Raw genomic sequence first — 2,412 nt, 5'->3', positions numbered from 1 at the left:
CCGCAGCCCCTTTGCTGGCGGCGGCCGGCATCCCACCCAGCCAGAGCTTCATAAAGTGGTCATAGTCGCCCATCTGGTAATACAAGATGCCAAGGTCACTGGTGTACATCTTCACCCAGTCATTCCATTCCACCGGTTTGGACGATTTGGACGTCCCGGACGCCGCTTTCAGTAGTGTGCTCGACGTCGACTGGAGGTTTGCCAGCCCAGTGGTGGATGTGCTGGATTGTGCGCTGGTGTCGGCGGCGTGGGCGACCGCGGCGGCTTGACCGTCCGGCCCCGCCGGGTTGGTGGTGGAGCGCGGCTGGTCGAATGTGGTCAGCGCTGAGGCGCCAGCCGACGCCGCGGCGTAGCCATACATCGCGGCCGCGTCCTGGGCCCACATTTCGGCGTACTGGGCCTCGGTCGCCGCAATCGCCGGCAGGTTCTGGCCGAAGAAGTTCGTCGCGATCAACGTCATCAGTTGCGCGCGGTTGGCCGCGATCACCGGTGGCGGAACCGTCATCGCGAACGCCGCCTCATAAGCTCCCGCGGCGGCCTTCGCGTGGACGGCCGTCTGCTCGGCCTGCACGGCGGTCGCGGCCAGCCACCCCGCATACGGGGCCGAGGCGCTGGCCATCGTCGCCGCCGCCGGACCCATCCACACGCCGGTGAGTTCGGAAATCAGCGAACTGTACGAGGCGGCCGCAATGTACAGATCGGTGGCCAACCCGTCCCAGGCTGCGGCGGCCGCCAGCATCGGCCCCGCGCCCGCGCCGACATACATTCGCCCAGAGTTGACCTCCGGCGGAAGCGCCCCGTAATTCACCTATTTAGTCCCTTCACGTAGTTGCCTGCCGTCGCATCCACACCGACACCGTCCGAAACCGTGGTCAGATACTTCTGGTCGGCCACCGCCGGGGCGTAGCCCGCGTTCGAGGTGCCGTGCCGTCGCTAGCGCGGTGTCCTTCACGGCCACGGCAACCCTTCCCCCGTAGTGGATTTCAGTGCTCATCAACGATCCAAAAGAGAGAATATGTACCTATGAGTTCATATTTGTGAACGCTATCCAGCTCTAGATGAACATCTGTTGTCGTAAGTACGCGATTGCCCGCGCAGCATCTAACCTCGCAAAGGAGCGGCTTTAGGACGCCGTTGAAACCTGGGACCGTGAGGAGAGAGATCACCGTGTCGTTCGTGACCACCCAGCCAGAAGCGTTATCTGCAGCCGCCGGCAAATTGGCCGTGATCGGGTCGGCGCTGGCCGCCCAGAATGCCGCGGCATCAGCACCGACGACGGGAGTGGTTCCCGCGGCAACCGATGAGGTCTCGGTGCTGATCGCAGCGCAGTTCGCCACGCACGCCCAGATGTATCAGACGGTCTGCGCCCAGGCCACGATGATTCACGAGAGCTTCGTGAAAATGCTGCACCTCGGCGCCGGTTCGTATGCGGCCACCGAGGCCATCAACGCCGCCGCGGCCAGCTAAGGAGGGTGAAGAGGTGCTGGATTTCGGAGCGTTACCCCCCGAATTGAATTCTGCGCGCATGTATTCCGGCCCCGGTTCGGCATCAATGATGGCCGCCGCGTGGGCCTGGAACATGCTGGCCGCCGAGCTGGACTCCGCCGCCACCGCCTACGACACCGTAATCACACAACTGACCAGCGAAGGATGGATGGGCCCGGCATCGACGCAAATGGCCAACGCAGCCAAACCCTATCTGGTATGGATGCGGGCCAGCGCCGCGCAAGCCGAACAGGCCGCCACATCGGCCAGGGCCGCGGCGGGAGCCTACGAGACCGCGTTCACCGCCACGGTGCCCCCACCGCTGATCGAGACGAACCGCACCCTGCTCACCCAAGCGATTTCGACGAACGTCCTCGGTCAAAACACCCCGCTGATCACACAGCTCGAGGCTCAATACGGTGAAATGTGGGCGCAAGACGCCGCAGCGATGTACGGCTACGCCGCCCAAACCGCACCGACTGCCCAAGTGTCGCCGTTCACCGAGCCGACCCAAAACACCAACCCTGCCGGACAGGCCATGCAGGCCGCCGCGGTCACCCGAGCCGCCGGCACATCGGCCGGCACGGGCACCCAGGCGACGCAGTCGCAACTGTTGTCCTCCACGCCGTCCACCCTGCAAAGCCTCGCCTCGCCCAGTGCAGCAACTGCGTCCACAACACCCATCTCGGACGCGTTGAAACAGAATGAGTTTGTGAGCTTGTGGTCGCAATATGCCAGCCCGACCCAGAACTCCCTCGCGATGGTTTATCGCGTTACCGGCATGTCGACCCACTTTCAATCGCTCGGAAAAGCTCTGGCGCCGGCCGCCAAAGCCGCCAGCGAGGGAGCCAAGGCCGCCGCGGGGCTGCCCGCCGTTGGTGCGTCGCTGCGCGGTCTGACCGGCGGCGGCGGCGCCATATCGGCAAC

General features: G+C 64.8%; 3 protein-coding genes. 2 read left to right on the top strand and 1 reads right to left on the bottom strand.

The genetic code is table 11. The annotated features are described in order from the left end of the window. The coding region (locus tag HMPREF0591_RS21370; RefSeq protein WP_007170746.1) for a PPE family protein at positions 1-808 on the bottom strand (808 nt) is incomplete at its 3' end. A 359-nt stretch (positions 809-1,167) separates the two neighbouring features. Here HMPREF0591_RS21370 and HMPREF0591_RS21365 point away from each other — a divergent pair. Both HMPREF0591_RS21365 and HMPREF0591_RS21360 read left to right on the top strand, forming a co-directional pair. Then, positions 1,168-1,467, top strand: coding sequence for a PE family protein (locus HMPREF0591_RS21365; RefSeq protein WP_040623513.1), 300 nt, complete (start codon positions 1,168-1,170; stop codon positions 1,465-1,467). A gap of 16 nt (positions 1,468-1,483) precedes the next feature. Then, positions 1,484-2,412: PPE family protein (locus HMPREF0591_RS21360; RefSeq protein WP_482805248.1), on the top strand; the 929-nt coding region annotated here is incomplete at its 3' end.

Source organism: Mycobacterium parascrofulaceum ATCC BAA-614, assembly GCF_000164135.1.
GTDB classification, from domain to species: Bacteria; Actinomycetota; Actinomycetes; order Mycobacteriales; family Mycobacteriaceae; genus Mycobacterium; species Mycobacterium parascrofulaceum.
This window is presented reverse-complemented; position numbering and strand designations above follow the sequence as displayed.